Raw genomic sequence first — 18,901 nt, 5'->3', positions numbered from 1 at the left:
CGGTACACTTCCCTGTGCCCGAAACACCCCTGAGCCCCGATCGAGACGCCGCGTCGGCGGCATCCATCGATCCGACCGAGCTCGAGATCGCGCTGCGCGTCATCGACGCCGCCTCCTCGCTCGACCCCGAAGACCCCGCGTACATCGCCCTGCGGCGCCAGACCGGCAAGCTCTACAAAGACGTCAAGCGTCAGTCGCGCAAAGAGAAGCGCCAGCGCATCGCCGACGCGGATCGCGCCGTCGTCGCCGCCACCGCGACCGGAGCCGCCGACCGCATCGACGACGAGACGCGCGGCATCCCGCTCGCCACGCGCACGACCACGCCGTTCGCGGGGGAGCTCATCAAGGCGCGCGCCTGCTACATCTGCAAGCAGGACTACACGCTTGTCGACGCGTTCTACCACCAGCTCTGCCCCGACTGCGCGGCCATGAGCCACGCCAAGCGGGACGCCCGCACCGACCTCACCGGCAAGCGCGCCCTGCTCACCGGCGGCCGCGCCAAGATCGGCATGTACATCGCGCTGCGGCTGCTGCGCGACGGCGCGCACACCACCATCACCACGCGCTTCCCGCGCGACGCGGTGCGCCGCTTCTCGTCGCTGCCCGACAGCGCCGACTGGATCCACCGGCTCAAGGTCGTCGGCATCGACCTGCGCGACCCGGCCCAGGTGATTGGGTTGGCCGAGTCCGTGGCATCCGACGGTCCTCTCGACATCCTCATCAACAACGCCGCGCAGACGGTCCGGCGCTCACCGGGGGCGTACAAACCCCTGGTGGATGCCGAAATCGCACCGCTCCCGGACGGCCCCCTGCCCGAGCTGGTCACCTTCGGCCACACGAACGACGCCCACCCGCTGGCGCTGGCGCAGTCGGTCTCGGCGCACCCGATCCTCGCCGCGGCCGCGCGCACCGCCGACGAACTGACCGCCGAGGCGATGGCCGCCGGATCGTCCTCGCTCGAGCGTCTCGCCGCGGGCACGGCGATCGACGCGGGCGGTCTCGTGCCCGACGAGGACCGCATCAACAGCTGGACGCAGCACGTCGACCAGGTCGAACCCCTTGAGATGCTCGAGGTGCAGCTCGCCAACATGACCGCGCCGTTCCTGCTCGTGAGCCGCCTGCGCCCCGCGATGGCCGCATCGACCGCTCGTCGCACGTACATCGTCAACGTGTCGGCGATGGAGGGCGTGTTCGGCCGCGGATACAAGGGCCCGGGCCACCCCCACACGAACATGGCCAAGGCCGCTTTGAACATGCTGACGCGCACGAGCGCGCGAGAGATGTTCGAGACCGACGGCATCCTCATGACCGCCGTCGACACCGGCTGGATCACCGACGAGCGCCCGCACTTCACCAAGGTGCGCCTGGCCGAAGAGGGCTTCCACGCCCCGCTCGACCTCGTCGACGGCGCGGCCCGCGTGTACGACCCGATCGTGCGGGGCGAGGCCGGCGAAGACCTGTTCGGCATCTTCCTGAAGGACTACAGCAAGGGCAGCTGGTAGGTCGACGCGCGCGCTCCCACCCGGTGCCGAGGGCGCATCGAGTGTCCAGAGCACTCGGGCGGATTCTCGGAGCGTCCGGGTGTTCTGGACCTTCAATAGGGGGGGTGACGCGGGCGCGTGGCGGCCGGGTGCGCGCCGGGCAACGGATCAGCCCGCGGGCAGGAAGTACTCGCGAGCGAGGGGCGCGATCTCGAGACCGGATGCCGTGGCCGCGGTGACCCAGCGGAGCTCGGCGATCTCGGCATCCGGGATCGGCTGCTGGTCGCCGATGTCGACGCGGAAGACCTCGGCCACGACCTCGAACCCCGGTTCGTTCGCGGCGCTCGCGGCGTACGACCCGAGGGGCTCGAGCTCGTCGGCGCGGACGCGCAGACCCACCTCTTCGGCCAGCTCGCGCGCGAGGGTCTCGGCGGGCGTCTCGCCGGCCTCGGGCTTGCCGCCGGGCTGCATGAACGCCGTCGTGCCGGCCTTGCGCACGAGCAGCAGGCGCCCGTCGGCGTCGGTGATGACCGCGGCCGAGACGTGGATGCGGCGCGGGGGAGGGGCATCCGGGATCACTTGGGCACGGTAGCACTCGGGCGGGGGAGGGCCCGAGCGCGTCGAGTGTCCAGAACACCCGGACGTCTCTCGAGATCGTCCGGGTGTCGTGGACACTCACGCACGGGGGTGACCCCGGGTCAGAGCGCGCCGCGCCGGATGCCGGTCACGATCGGCCGCGTCGACGCCAGGGCCGCGGCGACCAGCGCGAAGCCCGCGGCGAAGGTCAGCGCGATCGTCAGCACCGACAGGGGCGCCACGATCAGGCTGATCCCGACGATCGGGAACGCGAGCATCAGGCCGAGCGCGGCGCCGCCCACCGAGGCCCATCGCAGCGGCACCATGACGGTGATGCGGCGGGCGCGGCGGAGTTCGGCATCCGGGATGCCGAGCCGGTCGAGACCCACGATCAGCTCGCGCTCCTCGAGCACCGACGCCGCCTGTGTCACCCCCACCGCGCACGCGAGCAGCACGAAGGCGATGCCGAGGGTCACGAGGACCCCCGTGCGGATGTCGGACATCAGCGGCCCGGCGTCGCTCGCGACATCCGCGATCGAGAGACCGCATCCGGCCACGACGGCGATGAACGACACGAGCGCCATGCCCGACACCCGGCGCCACGCCGGTCCCGCGTGCGCGGCGAGCTCGCGACCGGCGACCAGCTGGGCGGCGGTGCGGGCATGACGGGCCATCGCCCGACCGCGGGCGGCGACGATCGGCGCGCCGATGAGGTTGAGCAGCGCGAGGGCCCCGGCGAACAGTCCCAAGAGCACGGCCATGGTCACGGCCGGCCCGAGCAGCTGACCGAGGGCTCCGAGATTCGACACGAGCATCACGACCCCGACGATCAAGACGCCGCCGACGACGAAGGCGGTCGTCCTCTTCGCGGGCGCCTCGCTGCGGGTGCGCACACCGAGCGGAGTCACGGCGACCTTGCGCAGGCTCGCGGCCGCGCTGACCGCACCGATGAGCACCACGGATGCCACCACCCCGGCGCCCAGCAGCGGATCGACGACCACGGCCCCGACGCCCACCGGGCCGCCGAAGAACGGCAGCAACCCGACGAGGGGGAGGAGCGCAGCGTAGAGGGCGACCCCCGCGACGGCTCCGGCGGCGGCGATCGCGGTGGCCTCGAGCACGGTCAGCGACCACAGCTCGCGCGTGCTCGCACCGAGCAGGCGGAGGGTCGCGAGCCGGTCGTTGCGGCGACGACTCGTCAGACGAGCCGCCGCAGCGCCCAGGGTGATCAGGGGCACCGCGAGCAGCACCAGGGCGAGGACGGCCAGGATGCCGTACATCCCGCCCTCGGCTCCGGCCCGGGGATCCACGAGGAACATGCGCGCGCCGCCGGCGACGACCAGCAGCAGCGCGGTGGTGACGGCGAACGCGACGACGGGGAGGGCGATCGCCGCCCGGCCCTGGCGCGCGGGGCGCGAGAGCAGGCGGGCGAGAGGCAGGACGGTGCTCATCGGGTCGCCTCCGTCGAGGTGGAGGGGGAGGTGGGGGCGGAGGTAGGGGCCTGGGCCGAGGTCGCGGCGGGGGCGGGCCTGAGCGGAGCCGCCTCCGGCGTCGCGCTCGCCGGACCCGCCGGCTCCGCGGCATCCCGAGCCGAATCGCCCACGATCCGCCCGTCGCTCACCCGCACGATCCGCGAGCAGCGGCGGGCGACGTCGGCATCGTGCGTGACCATCACCAGGGTGCGGCCCTGGCCCGTGGTCGCGCGCAGCAGGGCGTCGAGCACCTCGGACGAGGTGGCCGAGTCGAGGGCCCCGGTCGGCTCGTCGGCGAACACGACGGGAGCGCCGGTCACCTGGGCGCGCGCGATCGCGACACGCTGCGCCTGACCACCCGACAGCTGCCCGATGCGCCGGCCCTCGAGTCCCGCGAGCCCCAGGGCGGCGAGCCAGACGGCCGCGTGCCGCTCGGCATCCGGCCGGCGCATGCCCTTCAACAGCAGGGGGAGCGCCGCGTTCTCGACCGCGGTGAGCTCGGGCAGCAGCAGGTGCTCCTGGAAGACGAAGCCGAGCGACTCGCGGCGCACCCGAGCCCGCTCGCCCTCGCTCAGTCCGACGAGCTCGCGCGGGGCCGTGCCGGGGGCGCTCAACACGATCGAGCCCGCGTCGGGGGCGATGACCGCCGCGAGGCAGTGCAGCAGGGTGGTCTTGCCCGAGCCCGAGGCGCCCATCACGGCGACGGACTCGCCGGCGCGGATCGTGAGCGAGACGTCGTCGAGGGCGCGCAGCTCGCCGTACTGCTTGACGAGGCCGGAGGCGGTGAGCACAGGTGAGGAGGTCATGGTTCCATCCCAGCGATCCGGGCCACCCGGGGCGTCCGTCCCGCGAGGTATCCGCGTCGTCCTCGGGATCGATCTGTCGTTCACTCTCCGAGTTGGTCTTTTCGCCCGCAGAGATCGCACGCATGAGGTCCGCTCGAGCGTGCTCGGCGCCGGGCAGCGGAGGACGGCCGCCCCTCTTTGGTCGGCTGGCTCAGATCCCTGGGTGTCAGCCCGTGCGGAGGGTGTGTTCCTCGAACCACCGCTGGACATTGCTGGGTGAGGGCGGATTCTCGCCAGCGACCGTCCGAACGAAGCGGTCGCCCTCGTCGGGGTCGGCCGTCAGGGTGTACCCGTTGAAGTCGTAGAACACTGCGGTGAGGTACCAGCTCAGCCGTTTGTTGCCGTCCAGGAGTGGATGGTTGTGGTTGATCGCGGTGAAGAGCATGGCGGCTTTGCGGTGGATGCCTTCGTGGACCTCTTCGCCGAAAACCGGCATGGGGGCGGCGAGGGCGGAGAGCAGGCCGCCCCGATCTCGGTAGTGGAAGCCTTTATCCGCGATGAGCTCGTCGACGTCCTCGGGATGGAGGTATTCGGTCACTGGGAGAGTCGGTCGAGGAGCTCGGCGTCTCGGTTGTCCACCTGGGCGATGGCGTCGCGGAACCGGCGGCGCCGTTCGGCGCGTTCGTCCATGTGCAGGACTGCCTGCTCGATAACGGCGTTCTTGCTCATCTGCATCACGGCGGCGAGGTGTTCGAGGCGCGCTTCCGCCTCGTCTGACAGGCGAACCGTCATGACCATGGTGGCGTCCTCCCTCTCTGGTTGCATCATGATACCGCGAGGGTCGAGGAGGGGGTGGCGCCAGCGGTTCAGTGCCCCGTCTGGGCGGCGATCGCAGAGAACCCTGACAGATACGGCAAGGGCTCGATACGCGGTCCGCCGTTCACTCTCCGGTCGCCTCGCGCTCACCCGCGGCCGCCACACTGGGCTCCGTGATCCCCTTCAAGGCGACGGCGGCGGTGCTCGTGGCATCCGCCGTCTGGCTCCCCCTGGCCGCGGACGGCGCCGCGCCGAGCGATGACTCGATGGTCATCCAGGTGCAGGTGCCCGCGCGCACGGGCGCCCCGACCACTCCGACGCCGACGCCCGCCTCGAGCGCGGTTCCGGATGCTACGACCCCCCGCCCCGGTGCGCTTCCCGCCACGGGGGCCGAGGTTGCGCTGTGGGGTGCGGCCCTGGCCGTCGCGGCCGTGGTGGCGGGCGTGGCCATCCGCTCGCGGCGGCGCCGCGCCTGAGGCCCTGCGACGCGCGGCATCCCCGCCCCCCGGCTCGGTGATTCGCGCAACCTCAGCCCGAATCAGGCTCCGGCAACGGAGATCGTGCGAATCCCTGAGCCTGTGCTCCCGGTCGCACCCGCAGCGCGGGGTTCGACCGCGGCCGCGACGCACCCGATCTCAGCGATTCGCACAACCTCAGCCCTGGCACGGCGCCGGCGACAGAGGTTCGGAGGATTCCTGAGCGTGTGCCACGGAGCGCGAACGCCGGAGCGGGGCGCCCGCTCAGTCGATCCAGAGCACGATGCCGCGAAGACCCGTGAGCACGGCCGCGACTCCCGCGCGCACCGCCGCGCCCGCGCGCTCGGGTGTGAACGTCGACGGATCGTACGCGGCGGCGGTGCCCAGACCCTCGCCGCGGTAGGCGGCCCCGGTCCAGTCCGCCGCGGTGACGTTCTCGGTCGGCTCGGCGAGCTCGGCGCCGACGATGAGGAACTGGCGGTCGAGGTGATTCGCGGTCACCGTCGCGAGCGGGTCGACGAGGGCGTCTCCCGCGCTGATGATCAGGTCGGGATTGAGCTCCATCGCGCGCACGGCCCCGTCGATCATGTCGTCGTCGGCGTGCACGACGCGCAGGTCGGCGTGGGTCTCTTCCGCCCAGTCGCGCACCGCGGCGACGAGGGTCGCGGTGGGAGCGTCATCGCCCACGGTGAGCAGGGCGACCCGGTACCCCGCGGGGGCGGACACCCCGTTCCACGAGCCGGGGGCGGGAGTGTGCGTCGACTCGGGCGCCGGAGCGGTCGCGGGGGCGAAGCCCGGCGCGGGGGACCCCACGGCCGCGGGAGCGGGACGCATCGCCGACCAGCCCTCGTCGCTCGCGCAGCCCGCCAGGACCGCCACCATCGCCGCCGCCGACACCGCGGCCAGGACCCGTCGCTTCACCCCCTCACCCTGAACCGTGCAGGTGGCGCGCAGGAGAACACCGCCCGCACGTTTCGTTTCCGTTCGCCCCACCGCGGGCAACCGTTCACGACGAGCGCGCACGATCTCCGACGGAAAGGTGCACATGTCTGACTCTGTTCGACGCGTCCTCTCGCGCGTCCTGCTCGTGGCCGCGGGGATCGTGGCGCTGCTGTCCCTGGCGGCTCCGGCCTCGGCCCACGGCATCCTGTCGGTCGTCTACGCGAACCTCGAGAGCGGCGGCACCGGCGTCGTGCGCGCCGAGCTGCAGCTCGAGTACGACCTGCTCGTCGTCTCGGCCGCCGACGCCGAGAAGGACGACCCGCTCTACCAGGAGGGGATGGCCGCGTTCCAGGACGGCGACGCGACAGCGCAGGCCGCCGTGCTCATCTCGCACCGCGACACGATCGCCCGCTACGTCAGCGAGCGGTTCCGGATCACCGCGTCCGGGGCGGCGTGCACCGCGCGCATGGACGACGACATCTCGATGACGCGGCAGGACGGAGTGCCCTACGCCGTCGTCACCCTCGAAGACGCCTGCCCGCCGTCCGAGAACGGGCACGAGATCGCGGCCTCGCTCTTCCCCGACGCCGAGGGCTACGTCACCGACACCAAGACGATCCTCACGTACAACCTCGACCTGCACGAGGGCAGCACGGTGCTGGATGCCGAGCACCCCTCGTTCACCACCGCGCAGTCGCCGCTGGAGCGGTTCTGGGAGTTCTTCCGCCTCGGCGCCGAGCACCTGCTGACCGGGATCGACCACATCCTCTTCCTGCTCGCGCTGATCGTCGGATCCCGGCGCCTGCGCGAGATCGTGATCGCCGCGACGACGTTCACCATCGCGCACTCGGTGACGTTCATCCTCGCCGCGACCGGGGTGATCGCCGCTCCCCCCGAGGTGGTGGAGCCGACCATCGCCCTCTCGATCGCGGTCGTCGCGGCGTGGTACCTCTGGCGTCTGATCCGCCGCGATCAGGCCGACGAAGACCTGTCGAAGGCCCACGGCTTCCTGCGGCTCGACCGCGCGGGCTGGCTGCGCGTTGCGGTCGTGTTCGTCTTCGGTCTCGTGCACGGTCTCGGCTTCGCCTCGGCGCTCGGCATCGACGAGCCCTGGTCGTGGACGCTGCTGTGGTCGCTGCTCGTGTTCAACGTGGGCATCGAGGCCGTGCAGATCGGCATCATCGTGATCGTCTTCCCCCTGCTGGTGCTGCTGCGCCGTCGCGCCCCGCGCGTGGGGATGTGGGTCAGCGCCGCGATAGCGGTCGTGGTCACCGTCGCGGGACTCGTCTGGTTCGTGCAGCGCATCCTCGGCATCGAGTGACGGGTGTTGGCGCAGCCGATACGTGTGCTGAGTCAACAATTCACTCGGACGACACCCGGCGGGCGGAGCGTGGGATGCGCTCGCCATCGGTGAGTGTGCACCAGAGACCCCCTCGAAAGAAACGGACAGCCATGTTCCTCACCGCATCGACGTCGCACGGGACGCGCACGCGTCGCCGTGTCTCGTGGATCGCAACCGCCGCGGTCGGCGCCTCCCTCGTCCTCACGGGCGTGGCGAGCGTCCCGGCGGCGATGGCCGACACCACGGCCACCCTCACCGGCGTCATCCTCGGCGTCGGTGCCGACCAGTCGCAGCGCATCGTGACCTGGTACTCCTCGGCCGACACCGCCCAGACGGTGCAGCTCGCGCCCACCTCGGCGCTGACGGGCGGCCAGTTCCCGGCGTCGGCGACGACCTTCTCGGCATCCGGAACGGCGAACATCGCCACGAGCGGCGGCTTCAACCGTCACGCCACGATCACCGGCCTCGCCGAGAACACGGCGTACTCGTACCGCGTCGGCTCCGAGGGCAACTGGTCGGACACCTACGCCTTCAAGACGCAGTCGTTCGAGGGCGACTACGACTTCCTCTTCTTCGGCGACCCCCAGATCGGGTCCTCGGGCGACATCGCGAAGGACCAGGCCGGCTGGCAGGACACGATGAACGTCGCCGTCTCGGCCAACCCGAACGCCGAGATGCTCGTCTCGGGCGGCGACCAGGTCGACTCCGCGAACCGCGAGGACCAGTGGAACGCCTTCCTCGCCCCCGACGCCCTGCGGCAGATCCCGTGGGCGGCCACCATCGGAAACCACGACGTGGGCGGCAAGGCCTACGAGCAGCACCTGTACACCCCCAACACCGATCGCTCCGGCGCCTACTACCGCAAGGGCTCGGGCAGCATCGGTACCGAGTCGGGCGGTGACTACTGGTTCATCTATAAGGACGTGCTGTACATCGACCTGAACAGCAACAGCTACGCCACCTCCCAGGGCGGCGGCGGCGACGACGCGCACATCTCGTACGTCACCGACGTCGTGAACACCCACGGGGCGGATGCCAAGTACACGGTGCTCGTGTACCACCACGCGATCTACTCGCCGGCCGATCACGCGAAGGACTCCGACAACAAGGTGCGTCGCACCGACTTCCCCACCGCGTTCTCGAAGCTCGGCGTCGACCTGGTGCTCCAGGGCCACGACCACAGCTACTCGCGCTCGTACGAGATCAAGAACGGCGCCAAGGCGAACGCCGACGAGAAGCCCGGTCAGGACGAGGTCTTCGAGGGCCCCGGCGGCGTCGTGTACGTCACCGCCAACACGGCATCCGGATCGAAGTACTACGACATCACCACGCCCGACAGCAGCGGAACGAGCGGTGCCGGCAACGGCGCCGACCCGCTCAACCCGGCGAACTACTGGTACAACTCCGTGCAGAACCAGGAGCACGTGCGCTCGTACGTGAAGGTCCAGGTGAAGAAGGACCAGCTGGTCGTGCAGAACATCCGCTCCGGAACCTGCGACGCGCCCAACGCGGCCGTCGAGCTGAAGAAGGTGCTCTGGTGCGGCCCCGAGAACGGCTCGAAGCCCGCCGAAGCCGTGGGCACGATCCAGGACGAGGTCACCATCCACCCCAACCACGGCGACGGTCAGGACATCCAGGTCGACGTCCCCACGGGCGCTCCCGGTGAGTTCGGGTGGACCATCAACGGCCACAACGGCCTCGTCGACATGGGCACCGCGCAGGAGAAGAACCTGCAGTACTTCGAGGCCACCGGTCAGATCAACCCGATCACCGTCACCGACACCCGCGCGAGCAAGTCGCCGTGGTCGGTCTCGGCGTCGGTGGGCGACTTCGTCGACGACGGCAAGACCTTCAAGGGCTCGTTCCTCGGATGGGCGCCGAAGGTCGTCACCCCGGGTGCCGGAGCCGTCGCGGGTGCCGCGGTGAACTCCGGGTACGACGGTGGCGACGGTCTGTCGGTCTCCCGCCTGCTCGGTTCGGCTCCCACCGGTCACGACCGCAGCGCCGGAGTCGTCGGCGCCGACCTCGACCTGAAGATCCCCAACACCATCGACAAGGGAAGCTACCGCGCGACCCTGACCCTCACCGCCCTGGCCGGCTGACCAGAGCGAACAGCGCCGGCGGGGAGCTCGTCTCCCCGCCGGCGACCCTCTCGAAGGATCCCCCATGACTCGACTGCCCTCCCTGTCGCGGGTCGCCGCCCTCGCCCTCGCCGCCGCTGTGATCGCCGGGGGCGCGTGGAGTGCCGCGCCCGCCCTGGCCGCGACCGACGACGTGACCTGGACCGTGCGGACCGCCTCGAACGCGCTCGGCGCCGATCGCACGAACTACAGCTACGCGCTGAACCCCGGCGCCCACCTCGACGACGCCCTCGTGGTCGCCAACCGCGGCGCCGAGGCCGTCGAGCTCGACGTGTACGCCGCTGACGGCTACACCACCTCGACCGGCGCTCTCGATCTGCGCGTCGCCGGCGAGCAGTCGGTGGGCGTGGGCGCGTGGGTCACCGTGCCGCAGCGTCACGTGACCGTCCCGGCCGGTCAGACGGTCGAGGTGCCGTTCGCGGTCGACGTGCCCCAGAACGCCACTCCGGGCGACTACGCGGGCGGGGTCGTCACCTCGCTCACGGTCGCCGACGCCTCCGCGAACGTCAACGTCGATCGTCGCCTGGGCATCCGCACCGGCATCCGTGTCGGGGGAGACCTCGCCCCGGCGCTCGCCGTCGACGACCTGCGCGTCGGGTGGGACGGCGGTTTCGTGCCCTTCCTCTTCGGCGATGCCACCGTGCACTACCGCCTGCACAACACCGGGAACGTCTCGCTCGCGGCCGAAGAGGCCGACGCGGTCATGGGTCCGTTCGGGCTCGCGCGTCTCGATTCCGCGCCCGACGACGCGGCCCCCACCCTGCTGCCCGGCGAGAGCTGGGAGCGCGACGTGCGGGTTCCCGCGGTGGCCGCGATGGGTGTACTGATCGCGTCGGTGTCGGCGACCCCGATCGTGACGGATGCCGCGGGCTCCATCTCGACCCTCGATCCGATCGAGGTGTCGACGTTCGGGTGGGCGATTCCGTGGCCGCTGCTGCTCCTGGTCGTGCTGATCGTCGCGGGGGCGGTCTTCGGTCCGCGTCTGCTGCGCGAGCGCCGTCGCCGGGCCCAGCAGGCGGAGGACGAGCGCGTGGCCGCCGCCGTCGAGCGCACGCTGGCCGAGAAGGAGCGCCAGCTCGTCGAGTGACCGGCGGGTCATCGACCTCGTCATGGGGATCGACGTCGGTGACCCGCCGGAGCGTCAGTTGTACCCGAGGATCACGCCCGATTCGAGGTCGACGTCCGAAGACGCGAGGGCGGGGTGATCGGAACCGTCTGCTTCACTCACCCGGCGATTCTGCCGCCGCCCCGGGGTGGGGCGAGGGTTCCTCACGGAACGCACACGGGAACGATCCGCGACGTGAGGACGACGAAGGGACCGGGCCCCTCGGCTCGGTCCCTCGGTCGCGTATCGGGCGGTCAGAAGTGGATCGACGGCCCGTGCGCGATCGGTGTCGCGGGCCGGTAGTGGATGACCTCCGCCTGGACGGTGGCGGGCACGATCGCGGCGGTGACGGCGGGGCCGACGGTCAGCAGCGCCCCAAGGACGACGGCGACGACGGCGAGACGGGATGATCGGGCGGGGCTCACGGACGGGGGGATCACGGCTTCTCCTTCGATCGGTTCGGCAAGACGATCGTATGGTGAAAAACCTACGCGAAGGTGAGCAATCGGCTGAGAACGCCGTCGGCTACCCCCTCGGTGCGGGCGTCCGACCCGCTTCCCGGCCCTCGAACGCCGACGCCACGACATCCGCCACGTCGTCGAGAGCCGCGTCGTCGCGACTGCTCAGCCACCACTCGACCAGCCCGTCCACGCTTGCGCGCAGGGCGGCGGCGACGATCGGGATCGGAGTCTCGAGCGTCCGCCCCGTCGCCGTCGACCAGCGCTCGATGCTGTCCGAGATGGCGCGGATGCTCGCTTCGATCTCGCTCTGCGCGGCGGCCCGCAGGTCGGGATGGGAGCGGGCGGATGCCGTCAGCTCGCTCACGACGCGGTACTCGCTCTCGTGTCGGCGCAGGTCGCGCGCGAGTCCGCGCAGTGCGAGACGCACGGCCGCGGCGAAGTCGTCGAGGGCGAGGTCGTCGGCCCACACGGCCTCGAGGGTGCGCTGGGATGCGCGGTGGAGCACGGCCTCGACGAGGGCGGTCTTGGATCCGAAGGCGTAGGTCACCACGCGATGCGCGACGCCGGCGCGCTCGGCGACCCGGCGCAGGCTCAGTGCCGACGCGCCCGCATCGGCCACGACGGCGAGGGCGGCGTCGAGCAGGCGTTCGCGGCGCTCTTCGAGGGGGAGGTAGTCACGGGTGGGGGCCTCGGCGTTCACGGCGTTCTCCAAGCGATCGGGGCGGTCGAGTCTCGCATACTGAATATATCCACACGGACCAATTGGAGACGAGATGACCGACCTGCACATCACCCCCGCTCGAGAGGCCGACCTCCCCGCCGCCGCGCGCGTGCTCGCCGAGGCCTTCCGCGACGATCCCGTGATGGCCGCGATCCTTCCGGGCGGTCGCCGCATCGAGCGGCTCACGACCCTGTTCACCGCGCTCCTGCGGGGCGCCGCCTTCGAGACCGGCAGCGTCGACCTCGCTCGTCGCTCCGACGGGGACGAGATCCTCGGGGTGGCCGCGTGGCAAGGCCCCGGCGCGGCATCCCTCCCCTGGCGCCAGCTCCCCGGCTACCTGTCGGCCCTCGGCGTCGCCGGCATCGTCCGGGCGGCGGCCCTGTCGTCGCGGCTGGCGCGTCACCGCCCGCGGTCGCCGCACTGGTACCTCGCCCAGATCGGCGTCTCGCCCGCCGCGCGCGGACTCGGTGTGGGCGGTGCTCTCCTGCGCTCCCGCCTCGAGACGCTCGACGTCACGCGCACGACCGCCTACCTCGAGTCGTCGACCCCCGACAACCGCCGCCTCTACGGCCGCCTCGGCTTCGAAGAGATCGCGCCGATCCCGGGGATCCGCGGGGCCTCGCCGATGGCCATGCTCCGCCCGCCCGCGCCCGCGCGGCACGCGGTGCCCGCCCGAGCGGTCTGAGGGGGCGTCCCGGGCAGGCATCTCGACGTCGAGCGTCCACAAAGTCCGCTCAGGCGCCGAGGAATAGACTGGGCGACATCGACACCGTCTCTCCGGGACCCTCCGTGACCACTCCTTCTTCCGAGCGCGCCTTCGACGTTCGCCACGTTCAGCTCGCGCGCGCCCTTTTCGCGGCGCTGGCCGCCGTCATGGTCACCTTCTCGTCCGACCACTCCGCACCCCTCGGCTTGGGAGTGTTCAGCGGCTTCGCGCTCGCGACCGGGCTCGTCTTCGCCCTGTCGGTGTGGCTCGTCCACCCGCGCGGCGAGCGCCTGATCCCGGCGCTCCTCGCGATCGTCTCGATCGTCGCGGGCATGGTCGCCAGCGTCGGCACCTGGCGCACGACCGGCGTCTTCTTCGGCGTCGTGATCGCGTGGGCTCTCGTCTCGGGTGCGATCGAGCTGATCGGCGCCCTGCGCCAGCGCAAGACAATCGGGGCCGCGGGTGCGCGCGACGGCGTGCTCATCGGCATCCTGAGTCTCGTCCTCGGGGTCGTGCTGCTGCTCCCGATCCAGCAGTACGCGCTCGACTACAGCATCGCCGGGGCGGGTTCGTTCACGCTGACCGGCATCACCATCGCCGTGGGTCTCTTCGGCGGGTACGCGGCGGTCGTCGCCGTGTTCCTCGCGATCGCGGGGTTCTCTCCGCGCCGCACCGAGCCCGTTCCGGCCGTACCCTCCGAGGAGGCCGCGTCATGACCGACAAGCCCACCACCCGCCGCGACCTGATGAAGCCCGTTCAGCTTCTCGGTCTGGCTTTCATCGCCGCCCTGTTCGCCGGGTTCGTCACGCTCATGTCGATGGGCTTCTTCCAGACGCGGCCCGCCGACCAGATCCAGCGCGCGCTGATCGTGGGCCTGATCGCCGCAGGAGCGACGTTCATCGTCACTCTCGTCTCGCTGGCGCTGCTGCTGCTGGCCGTCGACCCCTCCAAGGTCACCGCCACGGTCGACCGTCCGCTGCTTGTTCCGAAGAACGCTCCGGATGCCGACGCCCCCGAGGCCGCGGCCGCGCCCGAGTCTCCGCGCGCCGACGACGGCCCCACCGAGCCGCGCGCCTGACGCGCCGATCGCGCCCCGCGACTACCGGCGCGGGTCGATCATCGTCATCCCCGCGGGTGACGCCGAGTCCATCGTCGGCAGCAGGTCGGCCGCCTCGGCGAGTCCCACCACGCGCTCGATGAGCTCCTGCGGTCGCAGGGCGCCGCTCTCGATGAGCGAGAGCATCTCGGGATAGTCCACCGCGGCCATGCCGTGGCTGCCCAGCAGGTCGAGTTCCCACGCGATCACGCGGGCCATGGGCATCGAGGTCATGCCGTCGGCGGTCGGGAGCAGCCCGATCTGCACGTGCCGCCCGCGTCGACGCAGGCTCAGCACCGCGTCGCGCGCCGTCTGGGCGCTGCCGACCGCGTCGATCGAGACGTGGCTGCCGCCCCCGGTGATCTCGTGCACGGCCGCGGCGATGTCGGACCCGTCGGCGACCAGCGTGTGCTCGGCCCCGAGCCGCTTCGCCGCGCCGAGAGCGGCCGGGGTGCGATCCACCGCGATGACGCGCGCGCCCAGGGCGGCGCCGATCATCACGGCGCTGAGGCCCACGCCGCCCGCGCCGACGACGGTGATCCACTCGCCCGCCTGCACGCGCGCCCGCCCCGTGAGCGCGCGGTAGGCGGTGGCGAAGCGGCAGCCGAGGGCGGCCGCGGCCTCGAACGAGACGTCGTCGGGAATGCGCACGACGTTCGTGTCGGCCGCGCGCAGCACGACGTGCTCGGCGAAGCTCCCCCACTGGGTGAAGCCCGGCTGCTGCTGGTCGGGGCAGACCTGTGCGTTGCCGCCGAGGCACCACTCGCAGGCCCCGCAGCCCATCACGAAGGGCACCGTCACGCGGTCGCCGGCGCTCCAGCGCTGCACGCCCTCGCCGACCTCGACGATCACGCCCGCCAGCTCGTGCCCCGGAACGTGGGGGAGTAAGACGTCATCGTGCCCGACCCACGCGTGCCAGTCGCTCTTGCACAGGCCCGTCGCGTGCACCTCGACGACGACCCCGCCGGTGGGGGCGCTCGGGGCCTCGACCTCGCGCACCTCGAGGGGTTCGGCCAGGGCATCCATGATCATCGCGCGCATGGCATCCATTCTCCCGCTCCGCGTGCGCGGCCCGCGCGCGGGGGTTCACGCCCGCGGACAGCGCCTCGCGCGCCGCCCGCCCGTCGCGTGTCCAGAACACGCGGACGCTTCGGGACTTCGTCCGGGTGTTCTGGACACTCACGTCGCGTGAGCGGCGACGTCAGGCGTGCCGGCGGCGGCGCAGAAGAAGCAGACCCGCGCCGAGACCCCCGAAGACCAGGGCCAGGATGCCGAGGGCCAGAGGCATCTCGGAGCCGGTGGCGGCCAGACCGCCGCCGGACGCCGCGGTCCCGCCGGATCCGCCGATCGTGCCCGCCGGGGTGCCGGGGGTACCCGTGCCCGTTCCGGAGCCGTCGCCCGCTCCCGCGCCCTCCCCCGGTGCGGCCCCCGCCACGACCGTGACGGTCGCGGACCGCGCCTGCTCGAGGTTGCCGGCCACGTCGGTGGAGCGGAACTGCACGAGGTGGTCTCCGGCGCCGGTGAGCGTCACGCTCGAGCCCGCGGTCCACGTCGTCCCGCCGTCGAGCGAGTACTCGGTCAGGGCGACGCCCGAGGTGGCATCCGTCGCCTGGAACACCACCGTCGCCTCGGCGGGTGCCAGGGCCTGGAACACCGCGGCCGGCTGCATGAGGCGCAGCAGCGTCGAGGGCTTCTCGGTCGAGGCCTCGGTGGTCGGGGCGGCCGTGTCGATGCGGATGGGGAGCGATCCGGCGACCTCGGGCACCTCGGTGCCGTTCCACAGGGCGCGGTAGTCGACGGTGTGGTCGCCGTCGGTGGTGACGTCGAAGTCCGGCCCCGTCTGCCACGCCCCGCCGTCGATGCGGTACTGCACCTCGACGTCGGTGTTGCCGTCGTGCGACAGGCTCACCGGTACGGGAGCGGCGGTGTACCAGCCGGCGGCGTTGGGCTGCGTCCGCAGGAACGGCTCGATGTGCGCGATCCCGCCGGCCTCGGCCACGAAGAACTCGGGGATCTTCAGGTACGACCCGGGGGTCGCGAAGGTGAAACGCAGGCCCGTCGCCAGGACCTTCTGGAACGACAACGTCGTCTCGACGTCGTTCGTCACCGTGGGCGCGTCACCGGTGAGGGGCAGCGGCTTCCACTGGTTGTCGTGGTCGTCCCGGTACTCGAGCGAGACACCCGCGATCGATCCCTCGAGGTTCGTGAAGCGCACCTCGTTCAGACGGTGGATCTCCAACGTCTCCATCGTGAAGGTCGCGGAGTCCTTGTAGCCCGCGTCGGTCCAGGTCGACCACGCCGTGCCGAGTCGGCCGTCGCACGCGTTGGAGGCGGGCATCGTGGCCCACTTCGTCTGGTGGAAGGATGCCGACACCGTCGTGCCCATATCGCGGCACACGTTCACGGCCGAGGCGTTGCCCCACACGTCGACCTCAGAGATCGACTGCCACGTGTTCGCCTGGCTCGTCAGCCGGAGCCGCAGGGCGCTGGCCGCCGGAAGCGTGCGGGCGTCGATCACGGCCGTGGGGGCCGGGGCGCTGGCATCCTGAGCGAGGGTCGCCTCGATCGCGGTGTCCTTCCATGCGCCCGAGGCGTCGCGGTACTGCACCTGGATGCGCGAGGGCCAGGTCGCCGTCGCCCCGTCCTTGTAGGTGTGCACGACGATCGAGTCGAACGTGCGGTCGGTGCCCCAGTCGAACTGCAGCCAGCTGTCGCGCGGGTAGCCGTTTCCGGTCCAGTCGTCCCAGCCCTTGGCCGTGGGGTTGCCGTCGGTGAGGGTGGCGACGAGGTCGGAGCGGCTCGACGCGGTGACCGTCGCCTCGGGGGCGATGTCGGCGATGCCGGGCTCGGCGACCGTGATCGTGCGCTGGAACGAGCGACCGGCGGTGAAGTTCGCGTCGGCGGCGAGGGTGCCGGTGATCGTCTGCGGGCCGAGCACGCTCGTGTCGATCGTCGACCAGGTGACGGCGACCGGGGCGGTGCCGGCGGAGGTGTCGACGGGGACGCTGGTGGGCAGTTGCGGGGTGGCGCCGCGGCGGACTGTCTCGGGCAGACCGGTGGTCACGGCGCGCCAGGTGCCGTGGCCGAAGCCCTTGTCATCCCAGTACGAGGCGTCCCATCCCTTGCCGTAGCGCGCGGGGTCCTCGGCGGCGGGGTTGTGCATCTCGAGGCGTCCGTTCTCGCCCACCGTGAGCGGGAGCCAGACGTAGGTCGAGTCGGACTTGCCCTCGTTCCAGCGGTCGCCCATGTAGACGAACTTGCCCGGCTCGAGTTCGAACACGTTCGTCGTCTGCGAGCCGAACGTCGAGCGGCGCACGTCGCCGATCGAGAGCAGGCCGTCACCCCCGTCGGGGATGGCGTTGTACGAGACGGTCTCGTTCACGTCGTTCGCGTCGACACCGCGGATCCACGTGCCCATCAGGTTCTTCGTCGTGTAGTACGTCTGCGGGTTGGGCGCCCAGCCGGTCGCGCCCGAGGTGACGACGCTGTAGGTGCCGTCGCGCTCGAAGATCGCGGGCGCCTCGAGGTGGCCGCACTCCTTGACGATCTGGAAGTCCTTCCCCCGTTCGGGCGCCGCGGGGGTCCCGTCGGCGAAGACGTAGGGGTAGCGGCCGTCTTCGGAGTACTGGTTGACGTCGAGGGTGTCGCGATCGGTGGTGTGGGTGACGTTCGTGTAGGCGTCGTCGAGGGCGGCGACGTAGAGGCTGTAGTTCTCCTCCGACGAGTACGAGATGTAGGCCTTGCCGTCGTCGTCCTGGAACACCGTCATGTCGCGCGCCTGACCGGGGACCGCGTACTGCGTGCAGGCCTGGTAGTCCGTGCGGTTGGGCATGCGGAAGGCGCCCGTCATGCGGAACGGGCCCGCGGGCGAGTCCGATACGGCGACGGCCGCCATCGACCGCGCGTAGGTGCTGCCGCCGGGCTCGGTGCGCCCGTCGGCGTGCCACCACATGACCCACTTGCCGGTCTTGGCGTTGTGCAGCACCTTGGGGCGCTCGAAGATCGCGGTGTAATCCGAGTTCTGCGTCGAGTTGAGGTGGTACGCGAGGGCGTCGATCTTCTCGGTGCGCGGCTGGCCGTTCTCGTCGACGGTGTCGTACAGATCCTCGAAGTAGGGCGTGAGCAGGTCGTCGCGCGTCGAGATGCTGCGGAGCGCGTCTCCGAGGTTCGTCCAGTTCTTGGCATCCGTCGATCGATACACCGCGACGCCGGGGCTGTTCCAGTAGCCGTTCGTGCGGTCTTCGCCGTACCAGTAGGAGACGGTCTGGCCGTTCTCTTCGGTCGTGACCACTTGTCCGCCGTGCGCCTGGATGTGCCGGCCGTCGGTGTCGTACCACGCCGGTTGGAAGTAGTCGGCCGCGCCGAGGCCGGGGTCGGCGAGCGGCTGGAAGTTCGTGTAGGTGACGGGCGGGTCGATCCGGGGCACGCCGTCGTTCGGATCGGTCGGCACGCCGCCCGCGGCGCTCGCCGCGAGGGGGGATGCCAGGGCTCCGGCGACCACGGCAGCGGTCACGGCCGCGAGGAACGTGCGCACGAAAGAGGAAGAGGGGCGTCGAGGCGTCATCGCGTCTGTTCCGATCTGCGCCGCGACGGTGCGGCGCACGACGGCCCGGGGGCCGCGGTGGGGGATGTTGACGTCAACACTATGGGGCACCGGTGCGCGACGTCCAGGGGCAGTTCGCGGTGGGTGCTCGCCGACGCGAACGCCGCGCCGGCACGACGCGGGCGCGAGAACACGTCGAGTGTCCAGAACACCCGGACGTTTCCGAAGATCGTCCCGG

General features: G+C 71.4%; 18 protein-coding genes. 8 read left to right on the top strand and 10 right to left on the bottom strand.

Going from position 1 to position 18,901, the window contains the following annotated elements:
* Nucleotides 1-14 precede the first annotated feature (14 nt).
* On the top strand, nt 15-1,502 hold the full coding sequence (locus tag AB6V31_RS01920; RefSeq protein ID WP_369363691.1) for an SDR family NAD(P)-dependent oxidoreductase: 1,488 nt from the start codon (nt 15-17) through the stop codon (nt 1,500-1,502).
* A 147-nt stretch (nt 1,503-1,649) separates the two neighbouring features.
* On the opposite strand, the gene AB6V31_RS01915 is transcribed toward AB6V31_RS01920, so the two are convergent.
* The 5 genes from AB6V31_RS01915 to AB6V31_RS01895 form a co-directional block, all read right to left on the bottom strand.
* Entirely contained in the window at nt 1,650-2,060 is a 411-nt protein-coding gene (locus AB6V31_RS01915; RefSeq protein ID WP_056224856.1) for an NUDIX domain-containing protein, read from the bottom strand.
* Nucleotides 2,061-2,179: 119 nt separating this feature from the next.
* Nucleotides 2,180-3,508, bottom strand: a complete 1,329-nt coding sequence (locus AB6V31_RS01910) for an FtsX-like permease family protein (RefSeq protein WP_369363689.1) — start codon at nt 3,506-3,508, stop codon at nt 2,180-2,182.
* A complete protein-coding gene (locus AB6V31_RS01905; RefSeq protein WP_369363687.1) occupies nt 3,505-4,335 on the bottom strand; it encodes an ABC transporter ATP-binding protein in 831 nt (276 codons plus the stop codon). The genes AB6V31_RS01910 and AB6V31_RS01905 overlap by 4 nt, the downstream gene beginning before the upstream one ends.
* Before the next feature lie 205 nt (nt 4,336-4,540).
* Nucleotides 4,541-4,912, bottom strand: a complete 372-nt coding sequence (locus tag AB6V31_RS01900; protein ID WP_369363685.1) for a type II toxin-antitoxin system death-on-curing family toxin — start codon at nt 4,910-4,912, stop codon at nt 4,541-4,543.
* On the bottom strand, nt 4,909-5,112 hold the full coding sequence (locus AB6V31_RS01895) for a ribbon-helix-helix protein, CopG family (protein WP_074694575.1): 204 nt from the start codon (nt 5,110-5,112) through the stop codon (nt 4,909-4,911). The genes AB6V31_RS01900 and AB6V31_RS01895 overlap by 4 nt, the downstream gene beginning before the upstream one ends.
* A 191-nt stretch (nt 5,113-5,303) precedes the next feature.
* On the opposite strand from AB6V31_RS01895, the gene AB6V31_RS01890 reads away from it, so the two are divergent.
* Nucleotides 5,304-5,606, top strand: coding sequence for an LPXTG cell wall anchor domain-containing protein (locus AB6V31_RS01890; protein ID WP_074694576.1), 303 nt, complete (start codon nt 5,304-5,306; stop codon nt 5,604-5,606).
* A gap of 264 nt (nt 5,607-5,870) precedes the next feature.
* Here the strand turns inward: AB6V31_RS01890 and AB6V31_RS01885 are convergent, their stop codons facing one another.
* On the bottom strand, nt 5,871-6,527 hold the full coding sequence (locus AB6V31_RS01885) for a hypothetical protein (RefSeq protein WP_256335534.1): 657 nt from the start codon (nt 6,525-6,527) through the stop codon (nt 5,871-5,873).
* 124 nt (nt 6,528-6,651) lie between these two features.
* Between AB6V31_RS01885 and AB6V31_RS01880 the strand changes: the two genes are divergently transcribed.
* From AB6V31_RS01880 to AB6V31_RS01870, 3 genes are all read left to right on the top strand, one after another.
* A complete protein-coding gene (locus AB6V31_RS01880; protein ID WP_369363683.1) occupies nt 6,652-7,869 on the top strand; it encodes a HupE/UreJ family protein in 1,218 nt (405 codons plus the stop codon).
* Nucleotides 7,870-8,000: 131 nt separating this feature from the next.
* Nucleotides 8,001-9,992, top strand: coding sequence for a metallophosphoesterase family protein (locus AB6V31_RS01875; protein WP_074694578.1), 1,992 nt, complete (start codon nt 8,001-8,003; stop codon nt 9,990-9,992).
* Nucleotides 9,993-10,056: 64 nt separating this feature from the next.
* Nucleotides 10,057-11,118, top strand: coding sequence for a DUF916 domain-containing protein (locus tag AB6V31_RS01870; RefSeq protein ID WP_369363681.1), 1,062 nt, complete (start codon nt 10,057-10,059; stop codon nt 11,116-11,118).
* A 272-nt stretch (nt 11,119-11,390) separates the two neighbouring features.
* Here the strand turns inward: AB6V31_RS01870 and AB6V31_RS01865 are convergent, their stop codons facing one another.
* Together AB6V31_RS01865 and AB6V31_RS01860 are read right to left on the bottom strand one after the other, a co-directional pair.
* Entirely contained in the window at nt 11,391-11,576 is a 186-nt protein-coding gene (locus tag AB6V31_RS01865) for a hypothetical protein (RefSeq protein WP_056224839.1), read from the bottom strand.
* 85 nt (nt 11,577-11,661) lie between these two features.
* Entirely contained in the window at nt 11,662-12,297 is a 636-nt protein-coding gene (locus AB6V31_RS01860; RefSeq protein ID WP_162234483.1) for a TetR/AcrR family transcriptional regulator, read from the bottom strand.
* 73 nt (nt 12,298-12,370) lie between these two features.
* Between AB6V31_RS01860 and AB6V31_RS01855 the strand changes: the two genes are divergently transcribed.
* From AB6V31_RS01855 to AB6V31_RS01845, 3 genes are all read left to right on the top strand, one after another.
* Entirely contained in the window at nt 12,371-13,003 is a 633-nt protein-coding gene (locus tag AB6V31_RS01855; protein WP_369363678.1) for a GNAT family N-acetyltransferase, read from the top strand.
* A 104-nt stretch (nt 13,004-13,107) separates the two neighbouring features.
* Nucleotides 13,108-13,740, top strand: coding sequence for an acyl-CoA synthetase (locus AB6V31_RS01850; RefSeq protein ID WP_081349683.1), 633 nt, complete (start codon nt 13,108-13,110; stop codon nt 13,738-13,740).
* Entirely contained in the window at nt 13,737-14,102 is a 366-nt protein-coding gene (locus tag AB6V31_RS01845; RefSeq protein ID WP_369363676.1) for an amino acid transporter, read from the top strand. Before AB6V31_RS01850 ends, AB6V31_RS01845 begins: the two co-directional genes overlap by 4 nt.
* A gap of 21 nt (nt 14,103-14,123) precedes the next feature.
* Here the strand turns inward: AB6V31_RS01845 and AB6V31_RS01840 are convergent, their stop codons facing one another.
* Nucleotides 14,124-15,161 carry a zinc-dependent alcohol dehydrogenase family protein gene (locus AB6V31_RS01840; RefSeq protein ID WP_369364118.1) on the bottom strand — a complete coding sequence of 346 codons (1,038 nt, stop codon included), beginning with the start codon at nt 15,159-15,161 and terminating at the stop codon, nt 14,124-14,126.
* A gap of 160 nt (nt 15,162-15,321) precedes the next feature.
* Complete coding sequence (locus tag AB6V31_RS01835) at nt 15,322-18,774, bottom strand: discoidin domain-containing protein (RefSeq protein WP_369363674.1); 3,453 nt, start codon at nt 18,772-18,774, stop codon at nt 15,322-15,324.
* Nucleotides 18,775-18,901: the final 127 nt, after the last annotated feature.

Origin of the sequence: Microbacterium sp. 16-032 (genome assembly GCF_041079455.1) — a bacterium.
In the GTDB taxonomy this organism is placed as follows: domain Bacteria; phylum Actinomycetota; class Actinomycetes; order Actinomycetales; family Microbacteriaceae; genus Microbacterium; species Microbacterium testaceum_A.
The sequence above is the reverse complement of the archived record's forward strand: the minus strand, read 5'-3'. Positions and strand labels throughout refer to the sequence as shown.

What these genes read in the sequence shown, in the direction of transcription:
- AB6V31_RS01910 (WP_369363689.1), bottom strand. Translation starts at nt 3,508, where the DNA reads ATGAGCACCGTCCTGCCTCTCGCCCGCCTGCTCTCGCGCCCCGCGCGC.
- AB6V31_RS01905 (WP_369363687.1), bottom strand. Translation starts at nt 4,335, where the DNA reads ATGACCTCCTCACCTGTGCTCACCGCCTCCGGCCTCGTCAAGCAGTAC.
- AB6V31_RS01895 (WP_074694575.1), bottom strand. Translation starts at nt 5,112, where the DNA reads ATGGTCATGACGGTTCGCCTGTCAGACGAGGCGGAAGCGCGCCTCGAA.
- AB6V31_RS01880 (WP_369363683.1), top strand. Translation starts at nt 6,652, where the DNA reads ATGTCTGACTCTGTTCGACGCGTCCTCTCGCGCGTCCTGCTCGTGGCC.
- AB6V31_RS01875 (WP_074694578.1), top strand. Translation starts at nt 8,001, where the DNA reads ATGTTCCTCACCGCATCGACGTCGCACGGGACGCGCACGCGTCGCCGT.
- AB6V31_RS01870 (WP_369363681.1), top strand. Translation starts at nt 10,057, where the DNA reads ATGACTCGACTGCCCTCCCTGTCGCGGGTCGCCGCCCTCGCCCTCGCC.
- AB6V31_RS01855 (WP_369363678.1), top strand. Translation starts at nt 12,371, where the DNA reads ATGACCGACCTGCACATCACCCCCGCTCGAGAGGCCGACCTCCCCGCC.
- AB6V31_RS01845 (WP_369363676.1), top strand. Translation starts at nt 13,737, where the DNA reads ATGACCGACAAGCCCACCACCCGCCGCGACCTGATGAAGCCCGTTCAG.
- AB6V31_RS01840 (WP_369364118.1), bottom strand. Translation starts at nt 15,161, where the DNA reads ATGCGCGCGATGATCATGGATGCCCTGGCCGAACCCCTCGAGGTGCGC.